This is a genomic window from Duganella fentianensis, from assembly GCF_964031615.1.
GTDB lineage: Bacteria > Pseudomonadota > Gammaproteobacteria > Burkholderiales > Burkholderiaceae_D > Rugamonas > Rugamonas fentianensis_A.
On sequence record NZ_CAXIQN010000019.1, the window covers coordinates 1 to 21,547 of the forward strand.

The 21,547-nt window shown below is 61.3% G+C and carries 14 protein-coding genes and 2 tRNA genes; 14 read left to right on the top strand and 2 right to left on the bottom strand.

Going from position 1 to position 21,547, the window contains the following annotated elements:
* The first annotated feature begins 21 nt into the window (after positions 1-21).
* Both ABNT42_RS12650 and ABNT42_RS12655 read left to right on the top strand, forming a co-directional pair.
* Positions 22-98: transfer RNA gene (locus tag ABNT42_RS12650), tRNA-Arg, on the top strand.
* A 145-nt stretch (positions 99-243) separates the two neighbouring features.
* A tRNA-Arg gene (locus tag ABNT42_RS12655) sits at positions 244-320 on the top strand.
* A gap of 89 nt (positions 321-409) precedes the next feature.
* On the opposite strand, the gene ABNT42_RS12660 is transcribed toward ABNT42_RS12655, so the two are convergent.
* Both ABNT42_RS12660 and ABNT42_RS12665 read right to left on the bottom strand, forming a co-directional pair.
* The gene (locus ABNT42_RS12660; RefSeq protein ID WP_348697451.1) at positions 410-1,381 is read right to left on the bottom strand and encodes a D-2-hydroxyacid dehydrogenase; all 972 of its coding nucleotides are present in this window, start codon (positions 1,379-1,381) and stop codon (positions 410-412) included.
* A 12-nt stretch (positions 1,382-1,393) separates the two neighbouring features.
* On the bottom strand, positions 1,394-2,350 hold the full coding sequence (locus ABNT42_RS12665) for a LysR family transcriptional regulator (RefSeq protein ID WP_348697453.1): 957 nt from the start codon (positions 2,348-2,350) through the stop codon (positions 1,394-1,396).
* Between the two features lie 125 nt (positions 2,351-2,475).
* Between ABNT42_RS12665 and ABNT42_RS12670 the strand changes: the two genes are divergently transcribed.
* From ABNT42_RS12670 to ABNT42_RS12725, 12 genes are all read left to right on the top strand, one after another.
* On the top strand, positions 2,476-2,682 hold the full coding sequence (locus tag ABNT42_RS12670) for a hypothetical protein (RefSeq protein WP_348697456.1): 207 nt from the start codon (positions 2,476-2,478) through the stop codon (positions 2,680-2,682).
* A complete protein-coding gene (locus ABNT42_RS12675; RefSeq protein ID WP_348697457.1) occupies positions 2,682-3,554 on the top strand; it encodes an alpha/beta hydrolase in 873 nt (290 codons plus the stop codon). Before ABNT42_RS12670 ends, ABNT42_RS12675 begins: the two co-directional genes overlap by 1 nt.
* A 144-nt stretch (positions 3,555-3,698) precedes the next feature.
* Positions 3,699-4,997 (top strand): efflux RND transporter periplasmic adaptor subunit, encoded by a 1,299-nt coding sequence (locus ABNT42_RS12680; RefSeq protein WP_348697458.1) that lies wholly within the window; start codon positions 3,699-3,701, stop codon positions 4,995-4,997.
* 6 nt (positions 4,998-5,003) lie between these two features.
* Positions 5,004-8,186, top strand: a complete 3,183-nt coding sequence (locus ABNT42_RS12685) for an efflux RND transporter permease subunit (RefSeq protein ID WP_348697459.1) — start codon at positions 5,004-5,006, stop codon at positions 8,184-8,186.
* Position 8,187: 1 nt separating this feature from the next.
* Complete coding sequence (locus ABNT42_RS12690) at positions 8,188-9,672, top strand: efflux transporter outer membrane subunit (RefSeq protein ID WP_348697460.1); 1,485 nt, start codon at positions 8,188-8,190, stop codon at positions 9,670-9,672.
* Between the two features lie 240 nt (positions 9,673-9,912).
* Entirely contained in the window at positions 9,913-10,629 is a 717-nt protein-coding gene (locus tag ABNT42_RS12695; RefSeq protein WP_348697461.1) for an FxDxF family PEP-CTERM protein, read from the top strand.
* A 250-nt stretch (positions 10,630-10,879) separates the two neighbouring features.
* Positions 10,880-12,346, top strand: coding sequence for a diguanylate cyclase (locus ABNT42_RS12700; RefSeq protein ID WP_348697464.1), 1,467 nt, complete (start codon positions 10,880-10,882; stop codon positions 12,344-12,346).
* 94 nt (positions 12,347-12,440) lie between these two features.
* Positions 12,441-14,111, top strand: coding sequence for a sulfate permease (gene sulP / locus ABNT42_RS12705; RefSeq protein ID WP_348697465.1), 1,671 nt, complete (start codon positions 12,441-12,443; stop codon positions 14,109-14,111).
* A gap of 107 nt (positions 14,112-14,218) precedes the next feature.
* Entirely contained in the window at positions 14,219-16,411 is a 2,193-nt protein-coding gene (locus ABNT42_RS12710; RefSeq protein WP_348697467.1) for an ATP-binding protein, read from the top strand.
* Positions 16,412-16,466: 55 nt separating this feature from the next.
* Positions 16,467-18,674 (top strand): EAL domain-containing protein, encoded by a 2,208-nt coding sequence (locus ABNT42_RS12715; protein ID WP_348697469.1) that lies wholly within the window; start codon positions 16,467-16,469, stop codon positions 18,672-18,674.
* A 19-nt stretch (positions 18,675-18,693) separates the two neighbouring features.
* Complete coding sequence (locus ABNT42_RS12720) at positions 18,694-20,508, top strand: DUF885 family protein (RefSeq protein ID WP_348697471.1); 1,815 nt, start codon at positions 18,694-18,696, stop codon at positions 20,506-20,508.
* 157 nt (positions 20,509-20,665) lie between these two features.
* Complete coding sequence (locus ABNT42_RS12725) at positions 20,666-21,523, top strand: urease accessory protein UreD (protein WP_348697473.1); 858 nt, start codon at positions 20,666-20,668, stop codon at positions 21,521-21,523.
* The last annotated feature ends 24 nt before the right edge of the window (positions 21,524-21,547 follow it).

The following is a 21,547-nucleotide window of genomic DNA, read 5'->3' on the forward strand; positions in this document are numbered from 1 at the left end:
CTTTATAATGTGAACTACAACGCGGCTGTAGCTCAGCTGGATAGAGTACTTGGCTACGAACCAAGGGGTCGTGGGTTCGATTCCTGCCAGCCGCACCAAAATTCGTAAGTGGAAGGGCCTGAAGAGCAATCTTCGGGCCCTTTTGCTATAAGTGTAAGACCTGTGTTTTGATTCTGAAATTCTTCAAAATTACTTCACAGAAAACTTCGTCAAGATAGGAAAAGCTGTTATAATCCTGTTTTCGCGGCTGTAGCTCAGCTGGATAGAGTACTTGGCTACGAACCAAGGGGTCGTGGGTTCGATTCCTGCCAGCCGCACCAAAATTCGTACGAGAAGGGCCTGAAGAGAAATCTTCAGGCCCTTTTTGTTTTGCTGCTGCGGCAAGTGGCGGGACTGTTGCCGCGCAGGCTCAGGCCACCACGTTGCGCGGTGCGCCGGCTACCCATGCTTCCACGTTGTCGATCAGCTGATCCACCAGCACCTGCATGGCCTGGGTACTGGCCCATGCGGAGTGGGGCGTGAGCAGGAAATTCGGCAGGCGCAGATTCAGCAGCACATTGTCGGCCGGTGGCGGCTCCTGTACCAGTACATCGAAGCCGGCACCGGCGATGACGCCGGCGCGCAGCGCGTCGGCCAGCGCCGTTTCATCCACCAGTCCACCGCGCGCCGTGTTGATCAGCAGGGCGTTGCGCTTCATGCGTATCAGCTCCCTGGCGCCTATCAGTTCACGGGTTTGCGGTGTGAGCGGCAGGTGCAGGCTGATAATGTCCGAGCTTTCCAGCACTTCGTCGAAGCTGGCCTCGCGCACCCCATCGGCGGCCGCATCGGCCAGCGGGCTGCGGGTGTGGACGATGACTTCCATCCCGAACGCACGCGCAATCTGTGCCACGGATTTGCCTAGCGCGCCGTAACCGAGCAGGCCCAGACGGCTGCCGGCCAGATCGCTGATAGGGTGGCCGAACAGGCAGAAGCGCTCGGACTTCTGCCACAGTCCCGCTTCGATATCGGCGCGGTAGGCCACGATCTGGCGCCGCAGTGCAAGGATCAGGGCAAACGTATGCTCGGGCAGCGTGTGCACGGCGTAGTTGCGGATATTCGAAACCACGATGCCGCGTTCGCGGCAGGCCGCCAGATCGATGATGTCGGTGCCGGTGGCGGCGACGGCGATCATTTTCAGTTCCGGCAACTGGGCCAGATCGGCCGCACGCAGCGGCACCTTGTTGGTAATGGCGATGCTGGCACCGGCCTCGCGCAGACGCGCTACGGCGTCGCCGGCGCGGGTAGCCGGATATTCGGTCCAGCGGTGTTCAAAGGCGGGGCGGCGGATATTGGCGATGACGCTGTCGCGGTCGAGAAAGACGATGCTGTGTGGTGCGTTCATAGGCTTGCGTATCTATAGGGCTAGTTCGGCAGTCAGCGGGCGTGCAGCGGGCGCCAGTTTTGGCAGGCGCATGCCCGGATGGTTGGAAAACAGTTCGGCCACCCATTCGACAAATACCCGGACTTTGGCGGACAGGTGGCGGTTCTGAGGATACACCACATGGATGGGCAGCGGGTCGGACTGCCAGTCGGCGAGGATCTGTTCCAGACTGCCTGCCTTGAGCATGGGTTCGAGCATAAACTGCGGCATCTGCACCACGCCCAGACCGGCGATACCGGCGGCCGTATAGGCATTGCTGTCGTTCAGGGCGATCAGGCCGGGCAGGGGCAGTTGTACCCGCTCGTTACCCTTGGCGAAATCCCAGTCGAAGATTTTGCCCGTGCGGGAAGAAAAATAGTTGACGCAGCGGTGCCGTTTGAGTTCTTCCGGATGGGCGGGGCGGCCATAGGTCGCCAGATAGGATGGCGCGGCGCAGGTAATGAATTCGAGGATGCCGACACGCCGAGCAATCAGGCTGGAATCGGCCAGTGCACCGCCCCGCACGGCGCAGTCCACGCCTTCTTCAATCAGATCTACGGTGCGGTCGCTGCAGCCTAGTTCGAGCTGGATGTCGGGATAGCGCTGGAAGAACTCGGGCAGCGCAGGAATCAGCACCAAACTGGCCAGCCCCGTAGGAGCATCCACCCGCAGCCGGCCGCTGGGGCTCAAGCGGGTACGCGAAAGCGACTCTTCCGCTTCGCGCACATCGGACAGTATGCGCAGGCAGCGCTCGTAATAGGCGGCGCCGTCCGCCGTCACGCTGACCTGTCGTGTAGTCCGATGCAATAATTTGACGGACAGCGCCGTCTCCAGAGACTGGATCAGGGTAGAAACCGTGGCCTTGGGCAGTTGCAGGTGTTCTGCGGCACGGGTGAAACCACCGGCGTCGACTACCTGTACAAACACTTCCATGGCTTGCAATTTATTCATCGATCCACCTCATTGTTCGGGATTCTGAACAATCAATTCAACTTATGCGTATTTATTGGATTGTAAATCATGTTTAACATGTGCGTACTGTTCAAGGAAAACCAGCTTCAGGAAAGGAGATGCACATGAAATATCGCGATGGATTTTTTGCTACGTTGGCACTGGCGCTGACGTCGCTGGCACTGGCCGGCGTAGTCACGACCGATGCCTATTCGCAGGCGGCCAAGGCCGAAGCGACGGGTGTGCGCGCTCTGACCGAAGTGGCGGCCGGCACTACGCTGGCTTCCGTGGAACCGGCGCTGCTGGCCGTTGCTCCCGTACAGGTGCAGTGATGGGTAAGGGCGTCAGCGTGGAAGACATGCCGGAGTTCTCTGCCCACCTGAAGATCCGCAATCTGCAGGTGGGCGGTGCCGAAGGCAATCTGGCGGCACGGCTGTATGCGGTGGCGCCTGATGCCAGCAAGCGCGACACGCTGATCGTGTTCTTCCACGGTGGCGGCTTTACCAGCGGCGATCTGGATGATGCCGATCTGTTCCTGCGCCATCTGGCCGACGAGAATACCAGCACCGTGGTGCTGGCTAGTACCTACACGCTGGCTGCCGTGAAGCCGTTTCCCGCTGCCGTGGAAGACGCTCACGCCGCGCTGCTGTGGGTAAAGAAGAACAAGGCCAAACTAGGCTGGAGTGGCAAACGTCTGGTGGTGGCCGGCATTGAAGCGGGCGCTAATCTGGCAGCGGTGTGCACGCTGATGTCGCGTGACCGGGGTGGCCCGGCACTGGCTGGCCAGATTCTGATCATGCCGATGCTGGACCCCGGCCTGTCCACCTGCTCGATGCGTGATATGCAGCACGGGCAGGAGCTGCTGGAGGTGGCCGATGCCTGCGCTGCCGCCTACCGAGGTTATCTGCCGAATGCGGCCGATCGCATCCATCCGTATGCATCGCCGTTGCAATCGAGCCGTCTGAAGAATCTGCCGCCGGCGCTGATCCTGTCCACCGAGGACGATCCGCTGCGCGACGAGGCCGAACAATACGGCGCCAAGTTAATGAGCTGCGGGGTGAAAACCACCGTCACCCGCATGCCGCCTGCACCCCTGCACGAAACAGGGGCGCGCAACGAATGTGCGTGCAAACGCTACGCACTGGGAGAAATCGCCAGCTTCATCGCTGGTCTGGAACGGGCTGACACCGCAGCGACTGACTAGCACTCCCTGTATCTCTTGCTGTTGTAACCGAAACGTCCCCACTGGCTTGCCGGCGGGGCGCTAGTACCGTGTTTTCTCGCGATTTATCCGAGCCGGCCGGTGCCGCCATTTCTATTAAATTTTTTCATGTAAAAAGGAATAAAAATGAAAAACGTTAAATTTTTGACCGCCCAGGCCCGGCCACTGGCCGCCGCCATGGCGCTGGCGGGACTGGCCGCAGTGACCGGATTGACCCTGACCGGCTGCGATACTGCTACCGGCAAGACGGCCGAAGCGCCGGCTGCCGGCGGTCCGCCCGTCTCGGCTGCCGTGGTCGTGGAGAAAACTGTCACCGAGACCCAGCAGTTCTCGGGACGTCTGGAAGCCATCGAACAGGTGCAGATCCGTCCCCGCGTGGGCGGCTTCATCACCGCCATCAACTTCAAACCGGGTAGTCAGGTGAAGAAGGGCGATGTGCTGTTCGTGATCGATCCCCGTCCATTCCAGGCCGAAGCCAATCGCGCCGAAGCGGCGGCCGGCTCGGCCCGTGCTAAAGCGGATCTGGCCCGTCTGGAACTGAACCGTGCGGAAAAGCTGCTGGCCGATAAAGCCATCGCCCAGCGTGAATACGATGAACGCGCATCCAGTCTGAAACAGCTGGATGCCGATGCCCGCGCAGCGCAGGCGCAGTTCGAAGCGGCCCGTTTGAACCTCAGCTATACGCAAGTGCAGTCGCCTATCAATGGACGCGTGTCGAAAGCGGAAATCACCCTGGGTAATCTGGTTGATGCGTCGGCCGTGCTGACGTCCGTGGTGTCGCTGGATCGTATCTATGCGTCCTTTGACGGCGACGAAGAAACCTATCTGCGCGTTGGTGCTGCGGCCCATCAGGGCAAACCGGCCACGGTGCGGATCGGTCTGGCCAACGAGGAAGGCTATCCGCATGAAGGCAAGCTGGAATTTGTCGACAACCAGCTCGATGTGCGCAGTGGTTCCGTGCGTATGCGCGCTACGCTGAACAATGCCGACGGTGCGCTGGTGCCCGGTCTGTTCGCCCGCGTGCAGCTGGTTGGTTCCGACAATGCCAAGCCGGCGCTGCTGATTAACGAGCGCGCTGTCAGCACGGACCAGAACCGCAAGTTCGTGTTCGTGGTGGATAAGGACAACAAGGCTGAATACCGTCCCGTGCAACTGGGGCAGACAGTCGATGGTCTGCGCGTGGTGCGTGATGGTCTGAAGCCGGGCGAGAAAATCGTCGTCAACGGCCTGCAGCGGGTACGCCCCGGTGCCCCGATCACGCCTAACGTGGTGGCCATGGATGTCGACCCGCTGGCCGCCAGTGCCCAGCCGCCTGCCGGCAAGGAAGTGGCCAAGGACGCTGGCAAGGATGCGGGCAAAGCCGACAAGCACACTGCCAAGGATGAAAAAGTTGCCATCGCCAAGACTGGCACTCGCAAGGAATAAGAACTCATGAACATATCCCGATTTTTTGTCGATAAGCCCATCTTCGCGGCCGTGCTATCGATCGTTATTTTTGTCGCCGGCCTGATCTCGATCTTCAAGCTGCCGATCTCGGAATATCCGGACGTGGTACCGCCTTCGGTGGTGGTGCGCGCCCAGTATCCGGGTGCCAATCCCAAGATCATTGCCGAAACCGTGGCTGCGCCGCTGGAGGAGCAGATCAACGGCGTCGAGAACATGCTGTACATGTCCTCGCAAAACACCTCGGATGGCGCGCTGGCGCTGACCGTCACCTTCAAGATCGGCACCAACGTCGAGCAGGCCGAGACGCAGGTGCAGAATCGCGTGCAGCGTGCTTTGCCACGTCTGCCGGAAGAGGTGCGCCAGATCGGCGTGACCACCGTCAAGTCGTCGCCTAACCTGACCATGGTGGTCCACCTGAATTCGCCCAATGGCCGTTACGACGACCTGTATCTGCGTAACTACGCGGTGCTGAATATCAAAGACCAGCTGGCGCGTCTGCCCGGCATGGGCGAGGTGCAGATGTTCGGTTCGGGCGACTATGCCATGCGGGTCTGGCTCGATCCGCAGAAAGTGGCCCAGCGCGGCCTGACGGCGGGCGACGTGGTGAATGCCATTCGCGAACAGAACGTGCAGGTGGCGGCCGGCGTGATCGGTCAGGGCCCGAGCAAGGATGCAGACTTCCAGCTGACCGTGAATACCCAGGGCCGTTTGCAGACGGAAGAAGAATTCGGCAACATCATCCTGAAGACCAATAACGACGGCGCGGTCACGCTGCTGAAGGACGTGGCACGGCTGGAGATGGGCTCGAATTCCTACGCGCTGCGTTCGCTGCTGAATAATAACTCGGCGGTGGCAATTCCTATCTTTGAAGCGCCCAATGCGAATGCGCTGCAACTGTCGGCCGACGTGCGTTCTACCATGGCCCGTCTGTCGAAAGATTTCCCGGAAGGCGTCGAATACAGCATTGTGTACGACCCGACCCAATTCGTGCGTGAATCGATCCGTTCCGTGATCCATACGCTGGTGGAAGCCATCATCCTCGTTGCTCTGGTGGTGATCGTGTTCCTGCAAACCTGGCGCGCTTCGGTGATTCCGCTGCTGGCCGTCCCCGTTTCGGTGGTCGGTACTTTCGCCGTGATGCTGGGCTTCGGCTTCTCGATCAACACGCTGTCGCTGTTCGGTCTCGTGCTGGCCATCGGTATCGTGGTCGATGACGCCATCGTGGTGGTGGAGAACGTCGAGCGTAACATCGCCAACGGCCTGTCGCCGCATGATGCGACGATACAGGCGATGAAAGAGGTGAGCGGTCCCATCATCGCAATCGCACTGGTACTGTGCGCCGTGTTCGTGCCGATTGCTTTCGTGTCCGGCCTGTCGGGCCAGTTCTACAAGCAGTTCGCGCTGACCATTGCGATTTCTACCGTGATTTCGGCATTCAGCTCGCTGACCCTGGCACCGGCCCTGTCGGCCGTGCTGCTGCAGCCGCATGACGCACCGAAAGACCGTCTGACCCGCATCATGGACCGTATCTTCGGCCGCTTCTTCGGCTGGTTCAACCGCTTCTTCAACCGTGCTTCGCATGGCTACGAAACGGGCGTGACGGCGGTACTCAAGCGCAAAGGTGGTTCGCTGGTGGTGTATGCCGTGCTGGCGGTGGCCGCAGGCTTCATGTTCAAACTGGTGCCACCGGGCTTTGTGCCGGCACAGGACAAACAGTACCTGATCGGCTTTGCCCAGCTGCCGGACGCTGCTTCGCTGGACCGCACCACGGCCGTGATCCGCAAGATGTCGGACATCGCCAAGGATATTCCCGGTGTGGCCGATTCGGTGGCATTCCCCGGCCTGTCGATCAACGGCTTTACCAATGCTCCGAATGCGGGCATCGTGTTTACGCCGCTGAAACCGTTCGAGGAACGTACCAAGCCTAGCGAATCGGCCGAAGCGATTGCCGCCGAAATCAATAAGCGCATGGGCGTGATCGAAGGCGCGTTCGTGATGGTGCTGTCGCCGCCACCGGTGAATGGTCTGGGTACCACGGGCGGCTTCAAGGTGATGATCGAAGACCGCGATAACCTAGGCTACGACGCACTGTACAAGGCAATTCAGGCCGTGCAGATGAAGGCATGGCAGAACCCGAAACTGGCTGGCGTGTTCTCCAGCTACCAGATCAACGTGCCGCAACTGTTTGCCGATGTGGACCGCGCCAAGGCCAAACAGCTGGGCGTGCCGCTGCAGACCATTTATCAGACCCTGCAGATCAATCTGGGTTCGCTGTATGTGAACGACTTCAACCAGTTCGGCCGTACCTATCAGGTGCGGGTGCAGGCAGACCAGCAGTTCCGCTCGCACGCCGAGGATATCGCCCAGCTCAAAGTCCGTAACGACAAGGGCGAGATGATTCCGCTGTCGTCGCTGGTACGCGTCAAGGATAGCTATGGCCCGGATCGGGTACAGCGCTACAACGCCTACGTGGCAGCCGAGATCAATGGCGGTGCCGCACCGGGCGTCTCGTCGGGTGAAGCGCAGGCCGAGATGACCAAGATCCTCAACGAAGTGCTGCCGAAGGGCATAGGCTACGAATGGACCGAGCTGGTATATCAGGACATCCTGTCCGGTAACACCATGATCTATGTGTTCCCGCTGTGCGTGCTGCTGGTGTTCCTCGTGCTGGCCGCCCAGTACGAAAGCTGGACTCTGCCGCTGGCTGTGATCCTGATCGTGCCGATGTCGATCCTATGCGCACTGCTGGGCGTGAAGCTGACCCACGGTGATAACAATGTGTTCACCCAGATCGCCCTGTTCGTACTGGTGGGGCTGGCCTCGAAGAATGCGATTCTGATCGTGGAATTTGCCCGCGAACTGGAACACCATGGCCGCAGCATCGTGCAGGCCGCGCTGGAAGCTTGCCGTTTGCGTCTGCGTCCGATTCTGATGACGTCGATCGCCTTCATCATGGGGGTGCTGCCGCTGGTGTTCTCGCATGGCGCCGGTTCGGAAATGCGCCATGCCATGGGTGTGGCTGTATTTGGCGGCATGCTGGGCGTGACTTTCTTCGGCCTGTTCCTGACGCCCGTGTTCTATGTGCTGCTGCGTACGCTGGCCGTACGTCTGGAGAAAAAGCCTGCTGCCTTGCCGGCAGCAGCAGAAAAACTGGAAGGGAGCCATTAAGATGAATACTTTGCAAATGATTGCCCGTGGCGTGGCGCCTGTCATGGCGGCGCTGCTGATGACGGCCTGCGCGGCGCCAAGCTTCCAGCAGCCGAGTATGGAAGTGCCTGCTGCCTATAAAGAAACCCAGGGTGTACGTACGGCGGCCGATGGCAGCACGTGGCAGCCAGCGCAGGCGGCCGAAGCCCAGCCCCGTGGCGACTGGTGGCTGGCGTTCAATGATCCGGCACTGAATGTGCTGATCAACGACGCGACCCGTGCCAATGCCAATCTGGCGGTGGCGGCTGCGCGCGTCAAACAGGCGCGTGCCATTGCCGGCGTGGCCGAAGCGGACCGCATTCCGCAGGTAGGGGTGAGTGCCTCCGGTCAGCGTCAGCGCGCTTCCGACTTGTCGCTGGGGCTGCCGGCCGGTACGCCGGTGGCACCCACCAAAGCCTTCAATGCCAGCCTGACGGCCAGCTATGAAGTCGATCTGTTCGGCCGAGTATCGAGTAATGTCAGTGCGGCGCGCAGCGATGCCGCTTCGATCGAAGCGACTTATCAGTCAGTGCTGCTGGCGGTGCAGGCCGATGTGGCGCAGACTTATTTCCGTCTGCGTGCCACCGACGCCGAACTGGAAACCTTGCACCGCACGGTGCAGACGCGCGAAGAAAACGTCAAAGTCAACCAGCGTCGTTTCGATCTGGGCGATATCGGTGAATTCGATCTATCGCGCGCCAAGACGGAACTGGCGAGCGCCCGCGCCGAAGCCATCGGCCTGCAGCGTCAGCGTGCCACCACCGAGCATGCGCTGGCGGTTCTACTGGGCCGACCGGCCGCCAGCTATACGGCCGGGAATAGTCCGCTGCTCGATAGTGCACTGCTGCCGGAGGTTCCTGTGGGTATGCCATCGACGCTGCTGGAACGCCGTCCTGATATCGCCGCAGCCCAGCGCGGCATGGAGGCGGCCAATGCCCGCATCGGCGTGGCCCGCTCGGCCATGTTCCCGGCACTAAGCCTGAATGCTGCCGCGGCCGGTGCTTCTGGCAGCACGGTGGCAGAGGTGTTCAAGTGGAGTAGCCGTTCGTGGGTGCTGGGCGCCATGATGTCGATGCCGCTGATCGATGGCGGCCGTAATTCGGCCAATATCCGCCGTGCCGAAGCGGCGCTGGAAGAATCGGTGGGCAGTTATCGTCAGAGCGTGCTGCAGGCGTTTGCCGAAGTAGAGGATAACCTCGCCGGTCTGCGCATCCTGCAGGCGCAGGCGCTGCAACTGGATGAGGCACTGGTGTCGGCGCGCCGTTCGGCGGATCTGGCGCAGAAGTTGTATGCAGCAGGGCGTTCCAGCTATCTGGACCTGCTTGATGCGCAGCGCAATCTGGCGGCGGTGGAGCGCAGTGCCGTGCAATTGCGCGGGAGCCGTGCCATTACCACGGTGGCACTGATACGCGCACTGGGCGGCGGCTGGGCACCGGCCGGAACGGGCCAGCAGTTGGCACAGCACTAAGAGCAGTACTACGCAGCGCACTAAGCCAGCGCGTAGGCTGAGCGGGGCAGTTGGGGCAGGGCGGGTAACCGTACTGCTGCAACTGCCCTTTTTTACGTATTGACAGCCCTCAGATAAATTTCCTTAAAGAACTTTACATTGATAAAACTCAATTTCTTTAAGATAACTTAAATTATCGCTTGACAACAGTTATTGTGAATGTTTTAATGTCGCATCTACACGATTTCTGGAGCTTTCAAGATGAAAAAATTACCTCTGTTGTTGGCCGGTCTGGCGATGGCTGGTTCTGCAAATGCAGCTGTGCTGCAGTTCGATTTCACCGCGAAGATCCAGGAAATGGTGCAGTTCTCGCCCCTGACTTTCTCCGGCGGCATGGTTAGTAGTAGCAACCTGAGCGGCAATACGATTTCGGTGGGCGATGTGGTCAGTGGCCACTTTACTTACGATACGGCGACGGCTCAGATCACGAACGTGGGCGGCATCACTATGTTTTCCTCTGCGCAAGCGCAGAATGTGCTGAGCGCTGCAATCGGCAGCCAGCAACTAGGTTTGACCGATACGCTGAGCAACACCACCACCGTGCAGGTCGCTAACAATGCCGCCGCGCTGCGCGGCGCCGATAGTTTCGGCATCGCCAATGTCAGCGCGAATGGCCAGAGCAGCCAGATGATGGCGCTCAGCCTGTTCGATTCGACCGGTCTGGCGTTCTCGGGCAACACTGTGCCAACGACGCTGGATTTCTCGGCATTCAATAATTCGGCCTTCTATTACACCTACTCCTCGGTGAGCACGCACGCCATGATGGGCGCGAATGGCGCACTGACTTCGCTGACGGTGACCACCGTACCGTCCGGCGGTAATCCGATTACGCCCGTACCAGAACCAGAGACCTATGCCATGCTGCTGGCCGGTCTGGGCCTGCTGGGCTGGACGGCACGCCGCCGTCAGGCGCGCTAAGCGTCTACCCCTTGCAGGCGCAAGCCTGCCCCGTCTGTTCTACATCAGCACGCCTGCCGAGCAGCAGGCTGGTACAAGGCCGCCCTGGGCGGCCTTGTTCACAAAAAAGCAACAAAAAACCCGTGGCTAATAAGTTTCCATGGAAATATTTTGATCTAAAAGACAAAATTTATTGCTATTCGTGAATGATGTGTCAAACTTATACGGGTTTGTAATTTTCTAATTTCTTTGGTTGATGCAGGAGTGCAAGATGGCGGGTCGGAGCGTAAGTGCGGGCGTGTTTTTCAGTACGGACAGCGTCCAGCGTATGGCCTTTCAGGCGCTGTGCGGCGAAATGTTTGCACAGTTGCATCTAACCGAAAATGTCGATCAGGTGGTGGAGCAGCTAGGCCAGCGTCAGCCGGACCTGCTGGTGCTGGACCTGAACGGCTATAACTACCTGAACGAACTGGCCGGCATCGGCACCCTGATCCGCAGCCGTGCCGGCGCGCCGGTGCTGGTGCTGTGCCCATTCGACCACACCTCGTGGCTGCCGGAACTGATGACTTTCGGCCATTTCGACTACCGCATCTGTCCCCTGATCGACGACGAACTGCGTCAGGCCGTGGCGCAGGCGCTGGTACAGCCGGTGGATGCCGCTGCCGCCCTGCAGCAGCAATTGCTGGACAAGGAAAAGGAACTGCGCGATGTGCTGGGCGTGCAGCGCAGTCTGCAGCGTGCGCTGGCCTCGATCGAGCCGGTGGAATCCATGGCTGCGCATATCTGTCTGGCGCTGTGCAACTTCCCCGGCGTACGTCACACGGCACTGCTGCACATGAAAGAGCGCGGCGATCTGCAACTGGTGGCGCAGGAATCGCGCAATCATCTGGATCTGGCCCGCCTGCTGCAGCGGCGTGACCGTCTGCTGCAATCGCCGCTGCGCGATATCTTCCCGCCGCTGCTGTCGGTGGCGCGTGGCGAATTGATGCTGCTGGACGCGCCGGAAAAAGCCGGTAACCCGGAATTTGCCATGGCCCTGCATGACCGCGGCGTGCGCATGGTGCTGTCGCTGCCGCTGCGTGCGGCGCCGGGCGGTCCGGAAATCGGCGCGATCAGCCTGATGTTTGACCGTCACATCATGTTCTCGCGCGAGCAGTTTGCCTGCTTCACGGGGCTGGCCCAGATCATCAGCTTCGCGCTCGGCATGAGCGCGCTGCAGCACCAGAACGAAGAACTGAGCGGCCAGTTGTCGCAGATGAGCACCGTGGACAGCCTGACGGGCGCCGCCAACCGCCGCGCCGGCGAGGAAATGCTCGACCACGAACTGCGCCGTGCACGCCGCTATGGCATTCCGCTGGCCGTGCTGTCGTTCGATGTGGTGGGCTTCCAGTCCGACAACGATATCTATGGCTCCAATGTGGGCGATGCCGTGCTGCGCACCGTTGCCACTATCGTCAAGGAGCGCTTGCGTACCTCCGATCTGCTGGCCCGTATGCAAGGCGAGCAGTTCATCGTCATCGCTACCCACACCAATGCGGCCGATGCCATGCGTCTGGCCGAGAAGCTGCGCAAGGCCATCATGGAAGCCGATCTGCCGAGCGAAGCGACGGTGGTGATCAGCCTCAGTGTCAGCCAGACCCGCACCGACGACGGCGTGTCCGGCGTGCTGGAACGGCTGGATGTGGCGCTGCAGCGCGCCAAACGGGTGGGTCGCTGCTGCATCGAACTGGCCGACTAGGCCGGTATCAGCGGCGCTGCCAGCAGGCAGCGCTAGACCTGCGCCAGCTGATGGCGTAGTCTTGCGGTATTTTTTTCAGTACCGTGGATAAATTATGCTGTATTGGCTGAGACACTACCGGCGCGCCTATCTGGCGGGCGACCTTTCTGCCGGCGTCGTCGTGGCGATGATGATGATCCCGCAGGGCACGGCCTATGCGCTGGTGGCAGGCTTGCCGCCCGTGGTGGGCATCTACGCCAGTATCTTGCCACCCATCGTCTACGCACTGTTCGGCAGCAGCATGACGCAGTCGGTCGGTCCCATGGCCATCATTTCGCTGATGACGGCCAGCGTGATCGCACCGCTGGCGCCGGCCGGTTCCAGTCTGGCCGTGGTGCTGGCGGCGCAACTGGCGCTGGTGTCCGGCGCCGTGCTGCTACTGTGCGGCTTCCTGCGGCTGGGTTTTCTGGCTAATTTCTTTTCGCGCCCCGTGATGAACGGCTTTACGGTCGGCTCGGCACTGCTGATCGCCTACGACCAGCTGCATACGCTGCTGGGCGCACCCGTCGGACTGATCCATCTGCCCAGTGCCATGCTGGGCGTTAGCGCCTTGCTGCTGCTGGTGCTGGCCCGGATGTATCTGGCAACGCTGCTGCGCCGCTGCGGTCTGTCGGCCACGCTGGCCGATATCGCGGCCAAGCTGGCGCCCATGCTGGTGGTATTGGGCGGCATTGCGCTGATGGCTTGCAGCACGCTGGCCGAGCAGGGCGTGCGCACGACCGGTGCGATACCCGCTGGTCTGCCCGGACTGAATCTGGCCACCTCGGCGCCGCACTGGCGCAGCCTGCTGCAACCGGGTCTGCTGATCGGCTTTATCGTGTTCCTGATGTCGATGTCGGCGGCCCAGTCGCTGGCCCTGAAGCGCAACGAAAAACTGGTCAGCAACCATGAGCTGATCGGGCTGGGCGCAGCCAATATCGCCAGCGCGCTGACCGGCGGTTTTCCCGTCACGGGGAGCCTGTCACGTTCGGCCGTGAATTTCGCCGCCGGTGCGCACACGCCGCTGGCTAGTCTGATTACTGCCACCTTGCTGGCCTGTGCGCTGCTGGCGCCAACGGGCTGGCTGGCGCTGCTGCCGCTGCCCGTGCTGGCCGCCACCATCATCGTGGCGGTACTGGGCCTGCTCGATCTGGGCATCTTGCGCACGGCATGGGAGTATGACCGTGGTGACGTGCTGGCATGGGGCGCCACCTGTCTGGGCGTGGTGGCCATGGGGGTAGAGGCGGGCGTGCTGGTCGGCGTGGCGCTATCCATGGGTACCCTGATCTGGCGCGCCAGCCGGCCCCATATCGCCGTGCTGGGGCGTATCGCCGGCAGCGAGCATTTCCGCAATATCGAGCGCTATCCGGCCGTCACCGTGCCGGAACTACTGGTGCTGCGTATCGACGCCAATCTCTTCTTCGGCAATATGGAAGCCATCACCGAGCGTATCGAGAACGAACTGGCGCTGCACCCGCAAACCCGCCATCTGGTGCTGGTGATGAGCGCCGTCAGCTCGATCGATACCAGCGCCCTGTATGCACTGGGCGAGCTTAACCAGCGCATGGGGCAGCGCGGGCTGGGCCTGCATCTGGCTGAAGTGAAAGGGCCCGTGCTGGACCGGCTGCGCCAGAGTGCTTTGCTGCGCGAACTGCATGGACAACTGTATCTGAGCACGCTGATGGCCTGCGAAGCGTTGCAGGCAGCCCAGAAATATCCCGGTGAAACGGCAGGCTCAGGGATCTGAGCTGCTTTTTTATAGACGACTCAGAAACTATATTCATAGACTTCAGCGGTCTTTGAACCTATGATTTCACGCGTTGCCGACAGATTAACCCCGAAGATGGTTAGCCGATGTTAGACCGCCTTGCCCGCCGCGCCGCCAATGTCTCGATCGCCGTGTATGTCAGTGTCACGCTGACAGCCGTGGTCACGCTGGTGCTGGCCACTTTTGCGCTGTACTCCTATCAGGAAGAGCGCGCCCAGCGCTGGGAGCAGCTGCACAAGACGCTGGCCGACAGCGCGGAAGAACTGGCGGTGGCGGTGGCGCTGCCGGCGTGGAATTTCGACGAAACCCAGATCGTCACCATCATGAAAAGCGGGCTGAGTAACCGCGATTTGTATGCCAGTGCCGTCACGCCCGTTTCCAGCAGCCCGCCGTTTATCCTGACCCGTAGCGAAACGGGACAGCTGGTGGAGTCGACCCTGCTGCCCCAGCGCGACGATCTGATTTCCGCCCAGCGGCCGATACTGGTAGCGGGCCAGCATATCGGCACCATCACCGTATATGCCTCGCCGGCCCAGCTGATCGAGCAGCTGCGCCAGCGCCTGTACAGCATCGTCGGCATGATCTTCGTGATGGTGGTGACGCTGGTACTGAGCTTGTACCTGCTGCTGTGGCATCTGGTACTGAAACCGCTGACCACCATCGGGCGCTATGCGGCCAATGTCAAAGCGGGGCAGAACCTGGGTGCCGAGCCGCCGCGCGACCTGTTTCTGGGCGAGCTGAAAACCCTCAACGGCTCGATCCGCGAGATGGTGGCGCTGATGGATAGCCGCTATGTGGCCATGCACGCCAGTGAAGAACGGCTGCAGATCGCCAGTAGCGCTGCCGCCATCGGTATCTGGGACTGGAATATTCCCGACGATATCGTGGTGTGGGACGAGCAGATGTATCGCCTCTATGGTCTTGATGGTCGTACGCTGCCGCGCCCGATGGAGCAGTGGCGCAGCATGATGCATCCGGACGACCGCATTCCCACCGAAGCACTGCTGCAGCAGGCGCTCGATGGCCATGCCGAATTCGATGTGGAGTTCCGTGTGGTGTGGGAGGATGGCTCGGTGCACCATATCAAGGCCGACGCGATGATCTTCCGCGACCCCGACGGCAAGCCGGCCCGTATGGTGGGCGTCAATTATGATGTGACAGAGAGCCGCGAGGCGGCGCAGGAACTGCGGCGTCACCGTATCCATCTGGAAGATCTGGTGACCGAGCGTACCAATGCGCTGTCGGTGGCGGTGCTGCAGGCGCAGGCCGCCAACAAGGCCAAGAGTACCTTCCTCGCCAATATGAGCCACGAGCTGCGCACTCCGCTTAATTCGGTGATCGGCTTTTCGCGACTGCTGGCCGATTCGAAGAGCATGCTGCCGGAAGAGAAGCGCAATCTGGCCATCATCCACCGTTCCGGCCAGCACCTGCTTACCCTGATTAACGATATTCTGGAGCTGTCCAAGATCGAGGCGGGGCGCGCTGTGCTGCAGACCGATGTGGTAGCGCTGGCGGATATGCTGCAGGAAGTCATGGACATGGTCAGCATGAAGGCTAGCCAGAACGATGTGGAGCTGGTGCTGGAGGCCGACGGCCTGCCGCCCGGTGCCTGCGTGGACGGCACCAAGCTGCGTCAGGTGCTGCTGAATCTGATGTCGAATGCCGTCAAGTTTGCCCCGCGCGGACGGGTGACGCTGGCCGTGCATGGCCAGTTGCAGCAGGCAGCGGCGGGCGACAGCTATGCGCTGGAATTTGCCGTCAGCGACAATGGCACCGGCATTGCGCCGGAAGACCAGAGCCGCATCTTCGAGCCTTTCATACAGGCCGATACACCGGGCGGCCATGAAGGCACGGGGCTGGGGCTGACCATTTCGCGCGAATTCGTCCAGCTGATGGGCGGCGAACTGACAGTGGAATCGCAACTGGGCGCCGGTTCGACCTTCCGCTTCCGCCTGGCGCTGCCGCTGGCCGGCGCAGCGGGTGCGACCTGTGGCGACGAGGCGGTGGTCAGCCTGCCGCAAGCGAGCGAGGTGCGTCAGCCCGTGCCCCATGCGCTGACGCTGGAGGATCTGCTGCGGCTCGATGGCGGTCTGCGTCGCGACATGAAGAACGCCCTGCTGGAACTCAATCTGACCAGAGTGGGGCAGTTGCTGGCACCGCTGCCAGCCGAACTGGCGGGGGTGGTGGCCGGCATAGAATACATGCTGCGCCAGCACCAGTATCCGCAATTGTGCCGCCTGCTGGAAGATGCGGAAAGCAGCACAGCGGCGCGGGACTGAACGGTATATCATCAACCAAGTCCGCGCGGCGGCAAACAGTACGAGAGAGTTTTACATGGTGCGGGAAATTTCGGAGCAGTCTAGCAAGGGTGAAGTGCTGATCGTGGAAGACACGCCAGCCTCGCTCAAGCTGCTCAGCGATCTGCTGACGGAAGCAGGCTACTACGTGCGTCAGGCGCCCAATGGCGAGCTGGCGCTATGGACGGTGCAATCGCGCCCGCCCGAGCTGATCCTGCTGGATATCCGCATGCCCGGCATCGACGGTTTCGAAGTCTGCAAGCGTCTGAAAGCGGCGCCGGAACTGAGCCAGATTCCCGTGATCTTCCTGTCGGCCCAGCATGATACCGACGACAAGGTGCGGGGCTTCGCGCTGGGGGCGGTGGATTTCATCGCCAAACCGTTCCAGACCGAGGAAATTCTCGCCCGCACCGATGCCCATGTGCGGCTGGCGCGTACCCAGAAGGCGCTGGCGGCCGAACGCGCCATGCTGGAGCAGCGCGTCAGCGAGCGCACCGCGGAGCTGGCGGCGCTGGCGGCCTCGCTGGAAAAGGAAGTAGAGCAGCGGCGTGCCAATGAAGAATTCATGCGCCTGTCCAGCCAGGTGTTCGAGGCCACGCAGGATGCCATCGTGGTGACCGACCGCTATGGCCGCATCGTCGCCTGCAATCCCGCGTTTACGCGGATTTCCGGTTATCCGTCCGATGAAGTGATGGGGCAGGGCGCAGCGCTGCTACATGCGGGCGAAGCGGACATGAGCACCTTCCAGACCATGGTGCAGGCCATCGTCAAGACGGGCCACTGGTCGGGCGAGATCATGGCACGGCGCAAGAGCGGCGACACCTTCCCCGGCCTGCTCAGTCTTTCGGTCGTGCGCGATGCGCAGGGCGAGGTGAGCAACCATGTGGCCGTGTTCATGGATATCAGCGAACGCAAGGCCGAGCAGCATCTGATCGATTTCCTGTCGCACCATGATGCCCTGACGGGCCTGCCCAACCGCCTGCTGGCGCGCCAGCAGTTCGAACAGAAATTCGCAGCGGCCAAACGCGAGCAGCGCTGTGTGGCGGTGATGTGTCTCGATCTGGACCACTTCAAGAGCATCAATGACTCCTACGGCCATGAAGTGGGCGACAAGGCACTGCAGGTGGTCGCCACCTTCCTCGCTACCTGCGTGGGCGAAGGCAATATCGTTACCCGTCAGGGCGGCGACGAATTCCAGATCATTGTGGCCGATGATCAGCAGCTGGCTCTGACCATGGCGCTGGCGCAGCGCATACTGGCCGGCCTGCGGCAGGAGCTGATCATCGACCAGTACGCGATTACCGTCACGTCCAGTATCGGCATCGCCGTCAGCCTGAGCGATGGCGACAGCTTCGATGAACTGGTGCGCAATGCCGATACGGCGCTGTTCCGTGCCAAGGAAGTGGGGCGCGATAACTACGCCTTCTTCACCGAACGGATGGATGCGGAAGTACGCGACAAGCTGGCCATCCAGAACCAGCTGCGCGGTGCTATCGCGCGCGACGAATTCGAAGTCTATTATCAGCCGCAGATGTGCCTGCAAACAGGCGCTATTGTCGGTGCCGAAGCCTTGCTGCGCTGGGATAACCCTGTGCTGGGGCGGGTGCCGCCTAACCGCTTCATTCCGCTGGCCGAGGAATACGGGCTGGTAAATTCCATCGGCGAATGGGTGCTGGCCAGCGTGTGTGCGCAGATCAAGGTGTGGCAGGATCAGGGGCTGGGCAGCATCAAGGTCGCGGTGAATCTGGCGGCCAGCCAGTTCGTCAACGACGCCACCGTGCCGTATGTGGAGAGCACGCTGCGCGATTTCAAAGTATCGCCCCAGTGCCTGGGACTGGAGATCACCGAGAGTACGGTGATGGGTGATCCGGATAAAGCTGTGGCTGCGCTGCGTCGCCTGAAGGCTATCGGTGTCAGCATTTCGCTAGACGATTTCGGCACAGGCTATTCCAGCCTCAGTTATCTGAAGCGCTTCCCTATCGACGTGCTGAAGATCGACAAATCCTTTGTCGACGATATCACCACCAATCCGGCCGATGCGGCCATTGCCCTGTCGGTGGTGACGCTGGCACACAATCTGAACATGCGGGTGATCGCCGAAGGGGTGGAAACGCGCGCACAGATGGAATTCCTGCGCCAGCATGGCTGCGACGAAATGCAGGGCTATTATTTCAGCCGTCCCGTCGATGCGGCGGCTTTCACCAGTTTGCTGCGCGAGCGGCGCTGTTTGCAGGACCTGTCTTAAACCGACTCACAGGAGTGTTATGGATAAGAAGTTCAACGCCGCGCTGACTGGCGCAAGCATGCTGCTGGCACTGGGTGTCGCAGTTTCCCTGCCGCTGCCGGCCAGCGCTGCCGACCAGCCGGCGCCTGCTGCCAGGGCCGAACGTGCCGGTCCGGCCGATGCCCGCTTCAAGGCAATCTACACGCGCGAATGGAAGTGGCGCCATAGCCAGAAGCTGGAAGAGGGCGAAGATGATGATGACAGCGGCGTCGATTCCAGCCTGCCCCGCATCGATGCCGCGACCCAGAAGCAGCGGCTGGTCTACTGGCAGGCGGTGATGAAGCAGCTCGATGGCATCAGCGAAAAGCAGCTGTCGGCTGGCGAGAAAGTCAACTATCAGGTCTACAAGGCGCAGATTGCCGCGCTGATCGCTGCCCAGCAGTTTCGCGAATATGAAAAGCCGCTGAATGCCGATTCGGCCTTCTGGTCGAATCTGGCCAATAGCGCACGCCGTCCGCTGAGCACGGAAAAGCAGTTGCGCGACTATCTGAAGCAGCTGGCCGATGTGCCCCGTTACTTCAATGACGAGATCGTGAATATGCGCGCCGGTCTGGCGCGCGGCTTTACTCCGCCCAAGGTAACGCTGGTGGGGCGCGATAGTTCCATCAGTTCCATCAGCGAGGCGAAGTCGGCGCAGGATACGGTGTACTACTTCCCGTTCAAGACCCTGCCGGCCAGCATGCCTGCGGCCCAGCAGGAAGCCCTGCGTGCCGAAGCGGTAAAAGCCATCGAGACTTCGGTGCTGCCGTCCTACCGCAAGCTGCTGCAGTTTATGCGCGAAGAATATGTGCCGCAGGCGCGCGAAGCGCTGGCGGCCGAAAGTCTGCCGGACGGTAAAGCCTATTACCAGTCGAAGATCGTGGAGTTCACCACCACCGACATGAGTGCCGACCAGATCCACCAGATCGGCCTGTCCGAAATGGCCAAGATCCGCGCCGAAATGCATGACGTGATCAAGCAGGTGGGCTTCGAGGGCGATCTGCCGGCTTTCCTGAGCTTTTTGCGTACCGATCCCCGCTTCTATGCCAAGACGCCGGAAGAACTGCTGATGCGCTCGGCGTGGGTGGCGAAAAAGTTCGACGGCAAGATCAGCCAGTATTTCGGCTATCTGCCACGGCGCCGCTTTGCCGTGATCCCCGTGCCGGATGATCAGGCACCGTTCTATACTTCCGGCCGCGGTGGTCCCGGCGTGTATCTGGTGAACACCTATAATCTGCCGTCGCGCGCACTGTATTCGGTACCGGCGCTGACGCTGCACGAATCGGCGCCGGGCCACGCTTTCCAGATGCCGGTGGCGATGGAGCAGAAAGGCCGGCCGGCCTTCCGTAACGCGTATATCTCGGCCTTCGGTGAAGGCTGGGCACTGTATTCGGAGCGCCTCGGGGTGGAGATGGGCATGTACGAAACGCCTTACGAAATGTTCGGCATGCTCAGTTATCAGGCCTGGCGCGCATCGCGTCTGGTGGTTGATACCGGCATCCACAGCAAGGGCTGGACGCGCAAACAGGCGCAGGATTATCTGCGCCAGAACACGGCGCTGTCCGAGCATGAAATCGAAACGGAAGTGGACCGCTATATTTCGTGGCCGGGCCAGGCGCTGTCCTATTATCTGGGCGAGATGAGCATCATTGCGGCGCGCCGCAAGGCCGAAGCTGCGCTGGGCAGCAAGTTCGATATCCGTAATTTCCACGACACCGTGCTGCAACTGGGTTCGGTGCCGCTGCCGGTGCTGGAAGCGCGCATAGACAGCTTCATCGCCGAAGGCGGCAAGAGTCCGTACCCCAGTCTGGACTAGGTCAGTAGAGGCAGGGCGAGGCAGCGCACCATTGCGGCGCCCCGGATAAAACCCACGACAACGGCGCACCACTCTGGTGCGCCGTTGTCGTTCTGGCGACTGCAAACACGCAGTGTGCACTGCTATGGGCTGGCATGGTGATTGCATAGATTACTGCATGCCTGATACCACCGCCATCCGTGAATTCCATGCCGCCAGCCAGCCCTGGCAGGCCAGCCTCACGCTCGGCTTTGGCCGCGATGGCGACACCACCCGCCTGTATGACAATCTGCATGCCGGCCCCCTGCGCGTACAGAAGGCGCTGTATCCGGAAGGCGGTGACGTATGCCACGCCATCATCGTCCATCCGCCGGGCGGTGTGGTGGGCGGCGATCAGCTCGGCATCGAGGTCAGCGTGGGCGCGCAGGCGCATGCGCTGCTGACCACGCCGGGTGCGGCCAAGTGGTACAAGGCCCATGGCAAAGTCTCGCGCCAGCAAGTCAAGCTGCAGGTGGACGCTGCGGCGGCGCTCGAATGGCTGCCGCAGGAAAGCATATTCTTCGATACGGCGCAGGTTCAGCTGGAGCAGGAAATCCGGCTGGCGGCCGGTGCGCACTACCTCGGTTGCGAGATTCTGTGCATGGGGCGGCGCAGTTCGGGTGAAGTGTATGCCAGCGGCTGGGTAAAGCAGCGCAGCAGCATCTACCTCGATGGCAAATTGATCTGGTGGGAGCAGGGCAGTCTGCTGGGTGGTCAGCTCGATAGCCCGCTGGCGTTGCAGGGCCACAGCGTGTGCGCCACTTTTCTTGCAGCGGGGCGGCCAGTCCCGGCGCCCGTGCTGGCCCAGATCCGCAACGACATCGTCGCCGATGGCGACCACCTATTCGGCATTAGCCAGACCCGCAGCGTGCTGGTGGCACGCCATCTGGGCCACGATAGCGAAACGGCGCGCCGCCTGATGCTGGCCGTGTGGCAGCGCCTGCGCCCCTATCTGCTGGAACGCGCCGCGATCACGCCGCGCATCTGGCAGACCTGAACCAGACAACGATAGCGAAGCAGC